This is a genomic window from Serinibacter salmoneus (assembly GCF_002563925.1).
GTDB lineage: Bacteria > Actinomycetota > Actinomycetes > Actinomycetales > Beutenbergiaceae > Serinibacter > Serinibacter salmoneus.
Map to the genome: position 1 here is coordinate 165,141 of NZ_PDJD01000001.1, position 15,818 is coordinate 180,958.

A 15,818-nucleotide genomic window follows, 5' to 3' on the forward strand; every position below is an offset into this window, starting at 1 on the left:
CCGTAGCGCGCGCGGGTTCTCATCGGTGAGGTCGCCACATCCCCGCCCCGCGGATCAACGCGTGCCCCCCGCGAGGCGCGGGAGAGCGGGCCGGTTGCGCGGTGCGGGTCAGTCGGCGAGCGCCGCACCCCACGCCGCGGGGACCGGGGAGCCCGCCGGGTACTCCTCCATCGGCACCTCGTTGCGCTCCCACGCCCCCAGCACCGCATCGCAGATCCGCCAGCACTCCTCGGCGGCGTCGCCGCGCACCGTGAGCATCGGGTTCCCGTCCAGCACCCCGGCGATGACCTCGCCGTAGGCCTCCAGCTCCGACTCCCGCAGGGTGGTGGCCAGCACGCTCTGCTCCAGCTCCAGCGGGTCGTCGGTGCCGTTGGTGGTGATCCGCAACTCCATGGTGTCCGGGCTGAGCCCGATGATGAGGCGGTCCTTCGGGTCGGCGCCCTTCAGCCCCCGGGGCAGGTGCCGCACGTCCCGGAAGGTGATGACGATGTGCTTCTGGGTGGCGCCCAGCGCCTTCCCGGAGCGGATCGTGATGGGCACACCAGCCCAGCGGTCGTTGGCGACCTCCACGGTGATCTGCGCCAGGGTCTCGGTCATGCGCGCGGGGTCCACGCCGTCCTCGTCCACGTAGGAGGGGACGGCGCGCCCGATCGAGGTGCCGGCGGTGTAGCGGGCGCGGCGGCTGCCGCTGATCGCGTCCCCACCCCACAGGGTGGTGGCGCGCAGTGCCGCGGCGGTGGCGTCGCGCAGGTCCCGCGCGGTGATGCTCGCGGGCGGCTCCATGGTCACCAGGGCCATCGCCTGCAGCAGGTGGGACTGGATCATGTCCCGCAGGGCGCCGGCGTGGTCGTAGTACCCGGCGCGGTTCTCCAGCGCGAGGGACTCGTCGTAGGCGATCTCGATGCTCTCGATGTGCTCGGCGCTCCACACCGCGGAGAACAGCCGGTTGGCGAACCGCACCGCCATGATGTCCAGCAGCGTGGACTTGCCCAGGAAGTGGTCCACGCGGTGCACCTGATCGTCCGGCACCAGGTGCGCCACGAGGGTGTTCAGGGCGCGCGCGGAGTGCTCGTCGTGCCCGAACGGCTTCTCCATCGTCAGGTGCAGGTCACGCGGCAGGGTCAGCCCGAGCATCGCGTGGCACACCCGCTCGGTGACGGCGGGCGGCAGCGCGAAGTACAGCACCACGCGCCGGGCGCCGCCCTCGCCGGCGGCCTGCGTCAGCAGGGCGTTCAGGGCCACCGGGTCGGTGGCATCCATCGAGGTGTAGGTCGACGTCGCGGCCACCGCCTGCACCACCTCGGGTGGGGCGCCGCCCTCGGTGAGGGCGGGCTGCAGCCGGTCCTGCCACGCCTGGGCATCCAGGTCGGCGCGGTCGGCGGCCAGGATCCGCAGCTCCCGCTCCGGCTCCAGCTCCAGGAGCGACCCCACGCCGGGCAGCAGCAGGCGCCGGGTCAGGTCGCCGGAGGCGCCGAGGATCACCAGGGTGCTGGGCTGAGACATGAGGGTCCTTTCGGGGGCGGGTCGGGGATCGTCGGGAGGTGAGGTCGGTGTTCTAGGTGGGGTCGGCTGCGCCGTCGTGCGCATTCGCCTCCGCCGTGGCCACGGCATCGGCGGCGCGCACCAGCGCGAGGTGGGAGAAGGCCTGCGGGAAGTTGCCCATCTGGCGTTGCCCGGCCACGTCGTACTCCTCCGCCAACAGCCCCAGGTCGGTGCGCAGGCCTACCAGGCGGTCCATGAGGGCCACCGCTTCGGGCAGCCGGCCCGAGTGCGCGTACTGCTCCACCAGCCAGAACGAGCACGCCAGGAACGGGTGCTCGTCCCCGGCCAGACCGTCCTTGCCGGCGCTGGTGCGGTAGCGCAGGAGGAGCCCGTCGGACATCAGGTCCTGCTCGATCTGCGCCACGGTCGCCAGCATGAGCGGGTCGTCGTAGGCCACGAACCCGGTCTGGGGGATCTGCAGCAGGGAGGCGTCCACCTCGGTGGTGTCGTAGGTCTGGGTGAAGCCGCCGGTCTGCGGGTTCACGCCGCGGCGCAGGATCTCCGTGCGCAACTCCTCGCGCAACTCGGTCCAGTGCGCCACCGGACCGGGCAGGTCGTAGGTGGTGCAGGCGTGGATCGCGCGGTCCAGGGCGGCCCACATCATCACGCGGGAGTGGGTGAAGAAGTGCGGTTCGCCGCGCATCTCCCACAGGCCCTGGTCCTTGACGTCCTTCGCGGAGACGAGGAAGTCGACCATGTTGCGCTGCAGCGGCCAGGAGAAGTCGTCCTCCGCCACACCCGCCTCGCGCAGCAGCTCCAGGGCGATCATCACCTCGCCCACCACATCGGCCTGGAACTGGGTGACGGCGCCGTTCCCGATCCGCACCGGGCGGGAGTCCAGGTGCCCGCTCAGGTGCGGCAGTTCCCGCTCCGGCAGTTGCCGCTCCCCGGCGATGCCGTACATGATCTGCAGGTCCTCGGGGTCCCCGGCCACGGCGCGCAGCAGCCAGTCCCGCCAGTGGTGGGCCACCTCGGTGCGACCGTGCGCGAGCAGTGCCTCCAGGGTCAGGGCGGAGTCGCGCAGCCAGCAGTAGCGGTAGTCCCAGTTGCGCTCCCCACCGGGGTCCTCCGGCAGGGAGGTGGTCGGTGCGGCCACGATCCCGCCGGTCTCGGCGTGGGTGAGGGCGCGCAGCACCAGCAGTGAACGCCCCACGGCGTCCGCCCACCGGCCGCGCACCTCCACCCGGGCGCTCCAGGACTCCCAGTAGGCGCGGGTGTGCGCGAGGGCCTGCTCCACGTGGATCGGGGCGGGCACCGGTTTGTAGGAGTGCGACCAGGTCAGGCTCCAGACGGCCCGCTCGCCCGCGGCCAGCGGGTGGGCGCCACTGTGGCGGTGACCCTCCGGCTCCAGGGCGGGGCCGCGCAGCACGTAGGCGTCCGGGCCGGCGATCGCCAACAGGTAGCCCTCGCCCTGCTCGCCGTCGCCCTGCTCGCCGTTGGGCGGCGGCTCGATGCGCCGCACCCAGGGGCGGGAACCGGCATACTCCGGGCGCAGCGCGAGGTCGTGCTCGATGGTGACCGTGCCCTCGACGCACTCGGCGATCCGCACGATGTCCGCACGCTGCCCGTCGATCGGCATGAACTCGGTGATGACCACCCGCCCGGTCGGTGTGGACCAGGTGGAGCGCAGCACGAACGTGTCCTGCTCGTAGGCGCGGTGCTCCAGGGTGCCCTGCGCGGGGGTCATCCGCCAGCGGCCGTCCTCCGGGGTGCCGAGGATCGCGGAGAAGACCGCGGGGGAGTCGAAGCGCGGCAGGCACAGCCAGTCGATCGAACCGTCGGTGGAGACGAGCGGACCGGTGCGCAGGTCGGCCAGGAGCGCGTAGTCGCCTATCTGGGAGGTCACCCCCCGAGCCAATCAGGTTGCGCTGTCCGGCGCCACCGAGCGCGGGCCACGGGCGTGGCGTGCGCGGCCCGTGCCCAGGAAAGTCCCAGGCGGACCTCGTACCGTGCTGCTATGGACGCCCCCCTGCTCGGACTCATCACGATCGCTCTCGGCCTGGTCGTCACCTTCGCCGGCTACACGGTGCTGCGGGTGGTCATCGCGATCGTCGGCGGCTTCGCGGGCTTCTCCCTCGGCGCCGCACTCGTCGGATCGGTGGCCGGATCGGGAGCCGGCGCCACGGTCGCGGTCTGGATCGGCGCGATCCTCGGGGCGCTGCTGGTGGCGTGGCTCGCCTACGCCTTCTACCAGGTGGCGGTCTACCTCGCACTGGTGGTCATGGGGTACACGCTCGGCGCCGGTATCGGCACCGCCCTGGAGGCGGACGGCTGGCTGCGGGTGACGATGGGCGTGGTGCTCGCCGTGCTGCTGCTCATCGTGGCGCTCGCCGCGAACCTCCCCGCGATCCTGCTGATGATCGCGACCGCGTTCTCAGGCGCTCAGGCTGTCGTCTCCGGCGTGATGGTGCTGACCGGCGCAGCGCGGGTGTTCGAGTGGCAGAGCATCGCGGGTGAGGTCGTGGTGGCCTCGACCTCGTTCTGGTGGGCCCTCGGCGCGGCGGTGCTGGGCGTGGCCGGCCTGGTGGTGCAGTGGCGCTCGCAGCGGCGCAAGGCCGCGACCGCCTACCGTTCCGGGGCGCTGGCGCAGCCCGTGCGGTAGAGGCACCCCACCACCGGCTACCACCGGACTGCGGCGGCGCGCACACCGGCGCTTGGGATGATGGGAGCATGACTCTCCCGATCATGCCGACCGGTAGCGCGGGCGCTGCACCCTCGCTCGGTGTCCTGCTGTGCGAGGCCGAACCCTCGGCGGTCGTCGAGACCCTGGGTTCGTTCGGCTTCACCGGCTGGGTCTCGCCTCGCGTTGGGCGGTGGTGCGTGGCGGTCCCCGAGCACCCGCTGGGCCACGTGGCCGCGAAGCGCCGTGACCTGCTGGCAACCGGCGCCGCCACCGGCGCGGCGCTCGGGGCGCCCGCGATCGCCGTGGCGATCCGGCGCGAGGAACTGATGTACCTGACGGCGCACGACGGCGAGGCGGCCCTGGTCGACTACGTCTCCGATGCGCAGCTGGCCCGCCCCGGGGACGAGTTCGCCTACGGCCCGGAGGGTGCCCATGGCGGAGAGGCGCTCGCGCGGCTCTCGGGGCTCCCAGAGGCGGGCGGTGAGGCCGCCGCGATCCTCAGCGAGGAGTACGGCGAGAGCGAGAGCGAGTCCGAGCGCCTGGTGAGACTCGCGCGGCTGTTGGACTGGCCCACCTGGTTGGTCGCGGTCAACGGGCTCGCGAAGCGGCGCATGTCGATCGGCCCGGAGCCCAAGGAGTTCGTGCGGCTGCGCGCTGGGCGCACCGGTATCGGTGGCATGGCGCTGAACCGCGTGATCAAGGTCGCCCGGCGCAGCGACCTCACCGCCGACGACTGACTCCGCCCAGCGAGCGTGCGCCTGGGCGCAGTGGCGCGTCTCGCGCGTATAGGGGGTGGGGTTACGCGCCTGGCGTGGCCGGCTCGAGTGGTGCACCACCCGGTTCGAGCGCTATCACCGCCGGCGGCTGACGCCCGCCTCCCACAGCCGCATGACCTGTTCGGCCTCGGACTGCGGGATGCCGGGAATCAGCACGCGCCCCACCTTGCCGTCGGGGCGGCCGAGGTGGATCCGCGCGAGGCCCAGCACCCGGTAGGCCCACGGGCGGGTGATCCGCAGCGAGGGCGTGGCACTCCAGGGCCGGTCCATCTGGGCGCGGCCCAGCCGCACCGCGAGGCCCGACGCATCGGCGGACCAGCGCAGGCTCAGCACCTGGTAGGTCGCGAAGGCCAGCGCGCCGATCAGGACCGCGATCAGCACCATCACGATGAGGTAACTGATCGTCGGCAACTGGATGGAACCCACGATCGAGATCACCAGCACCACGGCCGCCAGGAGGCTGCCCCACTGCGACAGCAGCGTCGCGGCGATCAGTGTCGCGGGCAGCCGTCGCTGCGCCTCCTGCTGTGCACCCATCACGTCCCCTTGATCTGCGATGTCGTCATGCTAACCACCGGTACCTCGCTGCGGACGGAGAATCCGGGCGCCGTCTGAGCCAGGTGCGGCATCGCCGCAGGTCAGGGTGTTGGGCGTGCGGCGCCGCAGCCCGCGCCCTCCGGAATCTCCGTCCGCAGCGAGGGTTGCGCTCACCGGCACCACGGCACCGTCGGCGGCAACACGCGACGCACCGCTGCGGCATCCGCGTCTCGAAGATGACGCCACCCGCTCGCCCGGGTCTCCGGCGCAGTCCAGGTCTGGCGCAACCGCTTGAGCTCGCGCAGGCACTCCACCGGGAGGTCGGGATCCGTCGGCATCTCGGAGGAACGCAGCCCGCGACAGGTCGGGGTGATCTCGCGCTGGATGCGGGCGGGGTCGGCATCCTCGAACGCGAATCGGACGACCGGCATGCCCAGACGCAACGCCTGACGGTCCCGCCGGCGGTCGTCGCGGAATGGCTTCCGGCCGGAGTGGTAGGTGTACCCGTCCAACTCGACCACGAGGACGCCCTCGATGACGAAGTCGACCTCGCCGACTCCCGGCACGAAGACGTTCTGTGCCACGCAGAACCCGGCCCGGCGAAGAGCGAGGCGCACGGTCGTCTCCATCGGTGAGCGCGAGCGACCGGTGACATCGACACGGAGGGCACGCGCCCGGCTCGGCTTGATGCTCTCCACGGCCCGCAGAACCCGCTCGAGGAAGTCCGGCCCGTGGCGCCTCGCGAGGTAGTCGAGCACCACGACCACGTTGTCGTACTCCTGGCAGAGGGCCATGCGGGATGCGGCGTCCTCCAGACAGGCGACTCGCGGGCGGTGCGACGGGGTGACGTGTTCGTAGTGCCACCGAGCGTTCACCCCTGACTGGCGCAACCGCGCACGGTTGGGCGGCGCCGAGAGGTGAGGCCGGTATGCGTGTACGGGGATGTCCGGATCGAGCACGGCGAGCGCGGAGACGCAGGAGAGCACGGTGTTGGTCCGCGTCGCGGCCGTCAGCCCGGGGTGCGCGCCCGGGAGCGCGTAGCAGCCGCGCGAGGGCTGGACGATGTCGCCGCGCGCGATGTGTTGCGACAGCCGCCAGCGAGAGGACCGCAACTCACTGAATCGTGCGGCACCCCCACACCTGCGCAGTTCCTCCATGGGCTCCATGGCAAGTGAAACTAGCCGTGGTCCAGGCGCCGCCAGCATGAACTGCCGCCGCCTGTGGACAACCGACCTCGCTACGGACGGAGAACCCGCGGGCCGCCCGCACCAGGTGTCGCATCGGCGCAGGTCAGGGCCTTGGGCGTGCGGCGCCGCCGCCCGCGCCCTCCGGATTCTCCGTCCGTGGCGAGGTCGGGGCGCCTACCAGGCCGGGAGCGCCGCGACCCGTTCGACCAGCGCCCCGCGCAGGACCTCCGGGACGTCCACCCGCGCGAGTTCCTGCACCACCTCCAGGCCGGTGCGCTCGCGCACGGCGGCCCACGCCTCCTCCTTGGCGGTGAAGGCGATCTCCGCGTGGTGCAGCACATCGAACGCCTCGCCGACCGCGTCCCGCTCCCGGGCGCGCAGCCCGCTCAGGCGCACCTCGAACCCGGCGGCGAGGTCGATCTCGCCGAGGTCCAGGCGCAGCGCGGGCGCGAGCTGCCGCGCGACCTCGTCCTCCTGATCGGCGCTCGGCACGACGGCGATCTGCCGCACCTGGCCGCCGGCGTGCACCCGGGCCCCATCGAGCGAGACGGCGCCGACCACGTCCAGCAGGATCCGGCGCCGTCCGCCGGCCGAGGGCAGCTCACCCTCGCCCTGACCGGGGGCGCAGGACAGGACCAGGTCGCCGACGCCGTCGCGGGTGGTGAAGGTCTGCGAGAACACGGTGACCTCGGGGGAGGGGGCGGCGCCGCCGTCGTCCTCCACGAGGCGGGAGGGGGCGGCGCCGCCGTCGTCCTCCACGAGGCGGGAGGTGGCGGTGCCGGGCACGGCGCGCAGCACGAGGGTCTCGGGTCGCTCGGCCACCGGGGCCATCACGTCCGGCTGCAGCGGCAGGACCGACCCCGCGCGGGCCAGCACCGGGTAGCCCTCCAGGCCGCGGTGCAGCACCACGTGCCGGCCCTGGGCACCGCCCCGGTGGCGGTGCCCGGTGAACACGTCGACCCAGTCGCCCGGAGGCAGCCAGGCGGTCACCGAGGCGATGTGCGCGGTGGGGTGCTCCGGCGTGGTGATGGGGGCGAGCAGCAGGTGCTCACCGACCATGGCCTGGTTCGGCACGGAGAACGCGCCGGGGGTGCGCGGGTGGTCGTGGTACATCGGGCGGATCACCGAGACCCCCTCGCGGTGCGCGGCCCACGCGGCGGTGTACAGGGCGGGCACGAGGGCGTGGCGCAGCCGCAGGATGTCCGTCATGGCGGACTCGGCGCGCGGGCCGAACGTCCACGGCTCCTTCCCCGTGAAGGGGCTGACGGAGGAGTGCAGCCGGTTGATCGGGGAGAACACCCCGAGCTGGAACCAGCGCACCGCCATCTGCACGTCGCGGCCGCCGAACATGTGCCCGCCCACGTCGTGGCTCCACCAGCCGTAGCCGACGTTCGCTGCGGTCGCGGTGAACTCCGGCTGGAAGTCCAGGGACTCCCACGTGATGATCGTGTCCCCGGAGAACCCGATGGGGTAGCGGTGGCTGCCGATCCCGGCGTAGCGGGAGAAGGTCAGGGGGCGACGGGCGGCGCCGCTGCCGGATCCTGCGCGGCGCTCCCGGCCGGAGTCGAGGTAGTGGATGTGGTTGAGCATCCACAGCGGGTCCAGGCCCGGGATCGAGGTGACGCCGCCGGACTGCCAGTCCAGCCACCAGAAGTCCACGCCCTCGGCCTCCAGGGGGTGGTGGATCTCGCGCAGGTAGGCGTCCACGAACTCCCGCGAGGTCACGTCGAACGGGATCTGGTCGCCCGATTCAGGGTCCACGCCCACCGCGCGCGCCATCTGCGGGTAGCGCTCCTCGTGGCGGCGGATGCCGTCGGCGGGGTGCACGTTGAGGGTGACGGCGAGGCCCCGGCGGTGCAGTTCGGCCAGGAAGGCGCGGTGGTCGGGGAAGAGGTCGCGGTTCCAGGTGTACCCGGTCCAGCCGGTGCCGATCTCCGGGTCGATGTCCACCAGGTGCCAGTCCATGTCGATCACGGCGACCGAGAGCGGGATGCCCTTGCCCTCGAAGGTGTCCATCAACTCCAGGTACTCCTCCTGGTGGTAGGCCTTGTAGCGGCTCCACCAGTTCCCGAGCACGTACCGCGGCACCAGCGGCTGCGCCCCGGTGAGCAGGTGGTAGTCCCTCAGGGCGCCGCGGAAGTCTCGGCCGTGCCCGAACAGGTACAGGTCCTCGGCGGGGGCGGACCCGGCGGGCACGGCGGGGCGCGCACCCACCCACCCGTCCGCGGTGAGCAGCACCGTGCCGGAGTCCTCCAGCACCGCGAAGCCGAAGGTCGCCAGGATCCCCGGCTCGAGTTCGGTGGCGCCGTCCACCTCATCCAGGGTGCGGGCGGTGCCGCGCAGGTTCCCGCGGAAGGGGAGGTCCTGGGGGTAGGTGGTGCCGTGGCTCCAGGAGGCGTAGTGGTCGTCGCTCGCGCCCTTGATCAGCGTGACCTGGAGGGTGGAGGCGGAGAACTCCCCGCCCGCGTAGCGCAGCAGCAGGTGCTCGGTGCGGATCGTGACGGCGTCGCTCCCGTTGCCCTCGCGGGTCACGGTGAACTCGGGCGTCGCGCCGAAGTCGCGCGCCACCACCCGCTGGGTGCGTTCGTCCACGAACGTGGCCTGCGGGTGCCACTCCATGCGGATGAGGCGGCTGGTCAGGACCGTGAAGCGGGCCTGACCGACGGTGACGACGGCATCGGGGCGGGCGGGCGCGGGGCGCCCGTCGGACATGGCGAACATGCCTTCCACCGTAGGGCCCGCGCCGACCCGGCCCGGGCCACGCGCGTCAGTCCGGGCGGCTGCCCGGGAAGGGCACCGGGGTGGGGTGGTCGTGCATGGCGTAGGCGGCGCCGGCGGCGGCCGCAGTGACCGTGAGCACGGCGGGCCACGCCCCGATCTTCTTCGCCAGCGGGTGGGACAGGCCGAACGAGGCCACGTACAGCACCGAGAGGCCCACCGTCTCCGGGATGCCGCGCTTGGCCCACTCCCGGCCGGCGAGGATGCCGCAGGCCGCGAGCACGGCACCGCCCAGGGGACGCACGCCCGTCGCGCGCGCCACGGCGTAGCCCCCGATCAGCCCGGCGGCCACGATCGGGGAGGTCGGGTAGGAGGAGTCAGCGCTGGCCTCGGTCATCCCCCTACGGTACGCCGACCCTTCCGCCGATGCCCGGCAAAATCCCGTGGACCACCCCGGCCCTCACCCCCTACGGTCGCTGCTATGACCGACCGAACCGACCCGCAGGGCCTTCCCCTGGACCCCGCCTCCGTCGCCACGCTCGCCGAGCGCGGCCTCGAGTTCCGCCCCGCCTCCCTGGAGGGTGAGGCGGGTGAGGCGTACATCCGCGCCGTCGGCCATGGGTTCCTGGAGGAGAGCATCAGCGAGGAACGCGTGGAGGGCTTCCGTCGCGCGATGACTGCCTGGCGTTCCGCCGGGGTGTTCGACCCCGCGAGCGCCAACCCGCTCAGCCCGGTCGGCACGATCGGGGTCCAGGTGCTGGATCTGACCGTCGAACCCGATCGGACCCTCCCGATGCACGCGATCAGCGAGGTCACGGTCGCGGGCACCCACCGCCGCCGGGGGATCGCCCGGGCGATGCTGACCGGCGAGCTGCGCGCCGCGAAGGCCGCGGGCACCCCGATCGCCGGGCTGACCGTCTCCGAGGCCACGATCTATGGCCGCTACGGCTTCTCGCCCGCGACCACGCTGGCGCACTGGACGATCGACACCCGCCGCGTGCAGCTCACCGGCCCACGCCCCACGGGCCGGTACGACGCGATCAGCCGGGAGCAGGCGCTCGCCGACGCCCAGCACCTGCACGACCGTGCGCGCCGCGCCCGCCCCGGCGAGGTCGGCGCCTGGCCGATGAGCTGGGAGAGCCTCCTGGGGCTGCTCCCGGGGTCGAAGGACACCGAGAAGGTCCGCGTGGTGCGCTACACCGACGCCGCCGGCGGGGTGCGGGGCCTGCTCGTCTACACCCTGAAGTCGCACGAGCGGGACTACGCCCAGCACACCCTGCGGGTGCAGCACCTGCTGACCGACGGCGCCGAGGGCCACGCGGCGATGTGGCGCTTCGCTCTGGAGCACGACCTCACCACGACCGTGACGACGTGGAACACGGCGCCCGACGAGCCGCTCCTGTGGATGGTGGGAGACCAGCGCGGCATCCAGCGCGAGGAGATGGACCACCACTGGCTGCGCATCCTCGACGTGCCCGCGGTGCTCGCCGCCCGCACCTATCGCGTACCCGGCGCTGTCCGGCTGCGGGTGAGCGACCCGCTGGGCCTGGCGGCGGGGGAGTGGGTCTTCCGGGTGCTGGCCGACGGCGCAGCCCACCTCGAACCGGTCGGCTCCCCCGAGGGCGGGGGAGATCCGGGCGAGGCCGGTGAAGGGGCCGACGGCGTGGCGACCGTCTCCCTGGACGTGGCCACGCTGTCCTCGATGTTCCTGGGCGGGGTGCGCGCCGGCACCCTGCACGCGGCGGGGCGGATCCTGGCCGACCCGGCGAGCGTGCGATGGCTGGACGCGACGTTCGCGCCGCTCGTGCCGCCCCTGCTGAGCCTCTGGTACTGAGCGCGCTGAGCGCGCTGAGCGCGCGTGGGGCGCTGCGCGGGGACGGTGGTCCTCAGCGCAGCGCCTCCACGAGCAGCACCACCACCGCGACCGCGGTGGCCAGCAGGGCGAGCCGCTCGAACCACACCTGGCTCAGGCGCCGCACCAGGCGACGCCCCAGCCAGGTCCCGAGCAGCACCGCGGGGGCCAGCAGCAGCGTCAGGGTCAGCGTGGTGGCGGGGAACAGCCCCAGTCCCGCGGCGAACGGCACCTTGGCGAGGTTGACCAGGAAGAAGAACCACGCGTTGGTCCCCACGAACGCGAGCTTGTCCACCCGCGCCGCCAGCAGGTACAGCGTCATCACCGGGCCGGCGGCGTTGGCGACCATCGTGGTGAACCCACCCGCCACCCCGGTGGCGATCGTCGCGCTCAGGTGCGGGTCACCCCGCGGCGCGGCGGGGGGCCGTAGCCGCATCACCACCTGCACGGCCACCGCCACGGCCAGGGTGAGGGCGATCGCCAGGGCCATCGCGTCGTCGTCGACCACCCCGATCAGCAGCGCGCCGAGCGCGATGCCCGGCAGCACCGAGGGCAGCAGGCGGCGCAGCAGCCGCCAGTCCACGCTGCGGCGGTAGGTGGCCACGGCGACTACGTCGCCGATGAGCAGCACCAGCAGCACCGCGGCGGTGGACTCCCGGGTGGGCAGGAACAGCGCGAAGCCGGCGACGGCGAGCGCGCCCATGCCGCCGATGGAGGTCTTGGCGATCCCGACCAGGAGGGCGGCGAGGGCGAGCACCACCCAGCCGAGGACGGGCAGCTCGGGGATCGGCACCTCGGGGATCGACACAGTGGGGATCGACACAGTGGGGCTCCTGGCGGGGCGGCGACGGCGAGCAAGGCGACGGCGAGCAAGGCGACGGGTGAACGTGAGGGTGAACCGGGCGCGGCCGGCTTGGCGGACGTGGGCCCGCCGCGCACGAGGCCCGTCCTATTACTACACTGCGGAGTCGGTACCCGTGGCGGATGCCCCGGTGCCCCGTGCCTCCCCCCAGTGCGAAGGACCCCCGCATGACTACCCCCACCTCGTTCACCATCTCGCTCAGCGAGGGTGCGACCAAGACGTTCCGCACCGCTCTCGGCATCACCGGCCTGGTGGCGTTCGTCATCGGCCTGCTGATCCTCGTCTGGCCGGGCCGCACCGCGATGGTCGCCACGGCCCTGATCGCCGTGTACGCGCTCGTGCTTGCCGTCATCTACCTGGGCATCGGCATCTTCACCAAGGGGATGACCACCTGGCCGCGGATCGGACACCTCCTGCTGGGCATCGTGTTCGCGGTCGCCGGTGTGGTCGCGCTGGCGAACCTCGCGGCGGCCACTGCCGTGGTGGCGGTCGTCGTCGCGGTCATGATCGGTGTGGCCTGGCTCGTGGAGGGTGTGGTCTCCCTGGTGACCCTCGGAGACAAGTCCAGCAAGGGCTGGACGATCTTCTTCGCGGTCGTCTCGATCATCGCCGGCCTGGTGCTGATCATCACGCCCCTGATGTCCGCCGTGGCGCTGTGGTGGCTGCTGGCGATCGGCCTCATGGTGCTCGGCGTGGTGCAGATCGTGCGCGCGTTCTCCATCGGGCGCGCAGTCAAGGCCTGACCTCCTCCCCAGCGCAGGAACCACGAGCGCAGGAACCACGCGAGAGCGGCACCCCCGGCCGGGGGTGCCGCTCTCGCTGTGTCGGCCTTGCTGTGTCGGCCTTGCTGTGTCGACCTCGCTGCATTGGCAGGGGCCCGCCGGGTGGGCTCAGGCCGCGGTGCCGGCGGTGCGTGCCTCGCGGGGGGTGTTGCGGATGATGCTCGCCGGCGCGATGGTCGAACCGCCGGGCAGGCGAACGTCCTCCAGCACCCGCGCCCGGGCGTGCACCGTGGAGTTCTCGCCGAGCTTCACGTTCGCCTCGATGCGGGCGCCGTCCTCCACCCGGGAACCGGCCCCGATGTGCACGTTGCTGCCGATGCGCACGTTGCGACCGACCACGGCGGAGGAGTCGATCCAGGAGCCCCGGCCGATCTTGGAGCCGGGTCCGATCTGCGCCCCGGCTTCCACGTAGGCGCCGCTCTCCAGCATCGTCTCCTCGGCCACCCGGGCCTTGGGCGAGACCAGGCCACCGCCGTTGGTGTGCGGCAGGTACTGCACCACCTCGCCCAGGTCGTTCTCGAACTCCACGCGTCCTCGACGGCGTGCCATGGGACTCCTCCTCGTCTCGGGGGTTCGGGGCCTGTGCGCCAGACCCGACGACTGCTTCTGATGACATAACGGACTCGGGTCGCGCCGTGTTCCCGGCCAGTGCCCCCGGCTGTGGACGTTCTCAGGTGCCGCTGCGCGATCGTGCTCCCCGGGCCCTGCCGACGGTGGTAGACCTGGGGCATGACGACGCCGTTCCATGACCTCCAGGACTACATCTCGATGCCACGTGTCGGATCGGTGGTGCTGAGCCCGGACGGGACGCGACTTGCGGCCGCGGTGAGCGTGTTGGACGGCAAACGCACCGGGTACACGACCGCCTGGTGGGGGATCGACCCCGCCGGGGTCGATCCGGCGCGGCGCCTGACCCGGGGCAGCGAGGGGGAGGGCGGTGCCGCGTTCACCCGCGACGGCGACCTGCTGTTCCTCGCGCGCCGCGCGGGGGAGTCCGGTGAGGAGGCCGTCTCCGCGCTGCACCGCCTGCCGGCCGGCGGCGGCGAGGCGCATGTGCTCGCGAGCAGGCCGGCCGGCATCTCCGGCGTGTGCGCCGCGAGCGGGGGCGAGTCGATCCTCGTCACCGCCGCCACCCTGCCCGGCGCCACCGACGAGGCATCCGAGCGTTCCCTGCGCGCCGCCCGGAAGGACAACGCCGTCTCCGCGATCCTGCACAGCGGCTACCCGGTGCGGCTCTGGGATCACGACCTGGGGCCCGCCCACCCGCGGCTGTTCGTGTTGGAGGGGGAGCCCGACGGCGAGGACGGGGCAGGTGAGGGGGCCGGCACCCCGGCGCATCACAGCACGGGCGAGACGGGTACGCCCCGGTCGATCGCGCAGGGCCTCGAGGCCGAGGCCGACCGTCGGCGCGGCACGCGGGACCTGACACCGGATGCGGGCCGCGCGCTGGAGGAGGCAGGCGTGGCGCTGTCCCCAGACGGCACCACCGTCGTCGCCACATGGAAGCACGCCGAGGGGGTCGGGCTCTCCGCGCATCTCGTGCGGATCGACGTGGCCACGGGCCGACGCACGGTGCTGGTGCGCGAGGAGGACGCCGCACTCAGCGACCCCGTCATCAGCCCCGATGGGCGGCGCGTGGCCTACCTGCGGCACCAGGTCACGGATGAGACCACGCCGCCCGTGATCACCACGTGGGTGGTGGACCTCGCCGGGGGGCTGCCCAGCGCCGTCGTCCCCGCGTGGGACCGGTGGCCGAGCGCCCTGGCCTGGGTCCCCGGCAGCGACGACCTGCTCCTGGTGGCCGACGACCACGGCCATGCGCCGGTGTTCCGCGCCTCGCTCGGGGATGCCGAACCCGTGCGACTGACCGGGACCGGCGCCTATGGCAGCCTGCAGGTGGCGCCGGACGGGCTCAGCGCCTACGCCGTGCGCAGCTCCTACACCTCCCCGGGGGAGGTGGTGCGCATCGCGCTCATCGGGGCGGGTGGTCGGGGCGGCTCAGGGATCACCGACCCCGCCGACGACTCCCTCGTCACGGTGCTGCGCGCCCCCGCCGAGCGGCCGCAGCTGCCCGGACGGCTGGAGGACGTGGCCGTGCAGGTCACCGATCCCGACGGCACCGAGGTGACCGTGCGCGGCTTCCTCGCCCTGCCCGAGCACGCGAGCGACCAGGTGCCCGCGCCCCTGCTGCTGTGGGTCCACGGTGGCCCGATCGGCTCCTGGAACGCGTGGTCGTGGCGGTGGAATCCGTGGCTGATGGTGGCGCAGGGGTACGCGGTGCTGCTGCCGGACCCGGCGCTGTCCACCGGGTACGGCGAGGAGTTCCTCGCCCGCGGGTGGGGCCGCTGGGGTGAGGCGCCCTACACCGACCTGATGGCGATCACCGACGCCGTCGAGGTACGCGCCGACATCGACGCGAGCCGCACCGCGGCGATGGGCGGGTCCTTCGGGGGCTACATGGCGAACTGGATCGCGGGCCACACCGACCGGTTCCGTGCCATCGTCACGCACGCGAGCCTGTGGGCGCTGGACCAGTTCGGGCCCACCACCGACGCCTCCTTCTACTGGGCGCGGGAGATGACCCCGGAGCAGGCCGAGGCGAACTCCCCCCACCGCTTCGTGCAGGAGATCACCACGCCGATGCTCGTGATCCACGGGGACAAGGACTACCGGGTGCCGATCGGCGAGGGGCTGCGGCTCTGGTACGAGCTCCTCTCGGCCTCGGGCCTGCCCGCCGATGCCGACGGTTCCACCGTGCACCGGTTCCTGTACTACCCGGATGAGAACCACTGGATCCTCAGCCCCCAGCACGCGGTGCTCTGGTACCAGGTGGTGCTGGCGTTCCTGTCCGAGCACGTCATGGGTGTGCCGCAGGAGCTCCCCGACACCCTCGGCTGACCCTCCGCGAGGTGGTTCCGCAGGTACCGCGAGGTGGTTCT

At 72.8% G+C, this 15,818-nt stretch carries 13 protein-coding genes; 5 read left to right on the top strand and 8 right to left on the bottom strand.

The features are described from left to right. Positions 1-108: 108 nt before the first annotated feature. Together ATL40_RS00580 and ATL40_RS00585 are read right to left on the bottom strand one after the other, a co-directional pair. The gene (locus ATL40_RS00580; protein WP_098467836.1) at positions 109-1,503 is read right to left on the bottom strand and encodes a glucose-6-phosphate dehydrogenase; all 1,395 of its coding nucleotides are present in this window, start codon (positions 1,501-1,503) and stop codon (positions 109-111) included. Positions 1,504-1,555: 52 nt separating this feature from the next. Beyond that, a complete protein-coding gene (locus ATL40_RS00585; protein WP_098467837.1) occupies positions 1,556-3,388 on the bottom strand; it encodes a glycoside hydrolase family 15 protein in 1,833 nt (610 codons plus the stop codon). A 111-nt stretch (positions 3,389-3,499) separates the two neighbouring features. On the opposite strand from ATL40_RS00585, the gene ATL40_RS00590 reads away from it, so the two are divergent. Next, positions 3,500-4,144 (top strand): TM7S3/TM198-like domain-containing protein, encoded by a 645-nt coding sequence (locus ATL40_RS00590; RefSeq protein ID WP_098467838.1) that lies wholly within the window; start codon positions 3,500-3,502, stop codon positions 4,142-4,144. A 68-nt stretch (positions 4,145-4,212) separates the two neighbouring features. Beyond that, a complete protein-coding gene (locus ATL40_RS00595; protein ID WP_098467839.1) occupies positions 4,213-4,902 on the top strand; it encodes a hypothetical protein in 690 nt (229 codons plus the stop codon). A gap of 114 nt (positions 4,903-5,016) precedes the next feature. Here ATL40_RS00595 and ATL40_RS00600 read toward each other — a convergent pair whose 3' ends face one another. The 4 genes from ATL40_RS00600 to ATL40_RS00615 form a co-directional block, all read right to left on the bottom strand. Further along, positions 5,017-5,478: a YdbT family protein gene (locus ATL40_RS00600; protein ID WP_098467840.1), complete on the bottom strand. Its 462-nt coding sequence runs from the start codon at positions 5,476-5,478 to the stop codon at positions 5,017-5,019. A gap of 170 nt (positions 5,479-5,648) precedes the next feature. After that, the gene (locus ATL40_RS00605) at positions 5,649-6,644 is read right to left on the bottom strand and encodes a hypothetical protein (RefSeq protein ID WP_143556824.1); all 996 of its coding nucleotides are present in this window, start codon (positions 6,642-6,644) and stop codon (positions 5,649-5,651) included. A 195-nt stretch (positions 6,645-6,839) separates the two neighbouring features. Beyond that, positions 6,840-9,386 (bottom strand): TIM-barrel domain-containing protein, encoded by a 2,547-nt coding sequence (locus ATL40_RS00610; protein ID WP_098467842.1) that lies wholly within the window; start codon positions 9,384-9,386, stop codon positions 6,840-6,842. A gap of 46 nt (positions 9,387-9,432) precedes the next feature. Continuing rightward, complete coding sequence (locus tag ATL40_RS00615; RefSeq protein WP_098467843.1) at positions 9,433-9,780, bottom strand: hypothetical protein; 348 nt, start codon at positions 9,778-9,780, stop codon at positions 9,433-9,435. An 84-nt stretch (positions 9,781-9,864) separates the two neighbouring features. On the opposite strand from ATL40_RS00615, the gene ATL40_RS00620 reads away from it, so the two are divergent. Next, positions 9,865-11,217: a GNAT family N-acetyltransferase gene (locus tag ATL40_RS00620; protein ID WP_098467844.1), complete on the top strand. Its 1,353-nt coding sequence runs from the start codon at positions 9,865-9,867 to the stop codon at positions 11,215-11,217. A 52-nt stretch (positions 11,218-11,269) separates the two neighbouring features. Here the strand turns inward: ATL40_RS00620 and ATL40_RS00625 are convergent, their stop codons facing one another. Continuing rightward, positions 11,270-12,058 (bottom strand): sulfite exporter TauE/SafE family protein, encoded by a 789-nt coding sequence (locus tag ATL40_RS00625; protein ID WP_245866541.1) that lies wholly within the window; start codon positions 12,056-12,058, stop codon positions 11,270-11,272. Positions 12,059-12,264: 206 nt separating this feature from the next. Between ATL40_RS00625 and ATL40_RS00630 the strand changes: the two genes are divergently transcribed. Then, entirely contained in the window at positions 12,265-12,840 is a 576-nt protein-coding gene (locus ATL40_RS00630) for an HdeD family acid-resistance protein (protein ID WP_098467845.1), read from the top strand. Between the two features lie 147 nt (positions 12,841-12,987). On the opposite strand, the gene ATL40_RS00635 is transcribed toward ATL40_RS00630, so the two are convergent. Beyond that, positions 12,988-13,428, bottom strand: coding sequence for an LbetaH domain-containing protein (locus ATL40_RS00635; protein ID WP_169925840.1), 441 nt, complete (start codon positions 13,426-13,428; stop codon positions 12,988-12,990). A gap of 180 nt (positions 13,429-13,608) precedes the next feature. On the opposite strand from ATL40_RS00635, the gene ATL40_RS00640 reads away from it, so the two are divergent. After that, positions 13,609-15,777 (top strand): prolyl oligopeptidase family serine peptidase, encoded by a 2,169-nt coding sequence (locus ATL40_RS00640; RefSeq protein WP_098467847.1) that lies wholly within the window; start codon positions 13,609-13,611, stop codon positions 15,775-15,777. Positions 15,778-15,818: the final 41 nt, after the last annotated feature.

Bases quoted from the DNA above. Each gene is read 5' to 3' on its own strand.
- ATL40_RS00580 (WP_098467836.1), bottom strand. From the start codon at position 1,503: ATGTCTCAGCCCAGCACCCTGGTGATCCTCGGCGCCTCCGGCGACCTG.
- ATL40_RS00590 (WP_098467838.1), top strand. From the start codon at position 3,500: ATGGACGCCCCCCTGCTCGGACTCATCACGATCGCTCTCGGCCTGGTC.
- ATL40_RS00595 (WP_098467839.1), top strand. From the start codon at position 4,213: ATGACTCTCCCGATCATGCCGACCGGTAGCGCGGGCGCTGCACCCTCG.
- ATL40_RS00600 (WP_098467840.1), bottom strand. From the start codon at position 5,478: ATGGGTGCACAGCAGGAGGCGCAGCGACGGCTGCCCGCGACACTGATC.
- ATL40_RS00605 (WP_143556824.1), bottom strand. From the start codon at position 6,644: ATGGAGCCCATGGAGGAACTGCGCAGGTGTGGGGGTGCCGCACGATTC.
- ATL40_RS00610 (WP_098467842.1), bottom strand. From the start codon at position 9,386: ATGTTCGCCATGTCCGACGGGCGCCCCGCGCCCGCCCGCCCCGATGCC.
- ATL40_RS00615 (WP_098467843.1), bottom strand. From the start codon at position 9,780: ATGACCGAGGCCAGCGCTGACTCCTCCTACCCGACCTCCCCGATCGTG.
- ATL40_RS00620 (WP_098467844.1), top strand. From the start codon at position 9,865: ATGACCGACCGAACCGACCCGCAGGGCCTTCCCCTGGACCCCGCCTCC.
- ATL40_RS00630 (WP_098467845.1), top strand. From the start codon at position 12,265: ATGACTACCCCCACCTCGTTCACCATCTCGCTCAGCGAGGGTGCGACC.
- ATL40_RS00635 (WP_169925840.1), bottom strand. From the start codon at position 13,428: ATGGCACGCCGTCGAGGACGCGTGGAGTTCGAGAACGACCTGGGCGAG.
- ATL40_RS00640 (WP_098467847.1), top strand. From the start codon at position 13,609: ATGACGACGCCGTTCCATGACCTCCAGGACTACATCTCGATGCCACGT.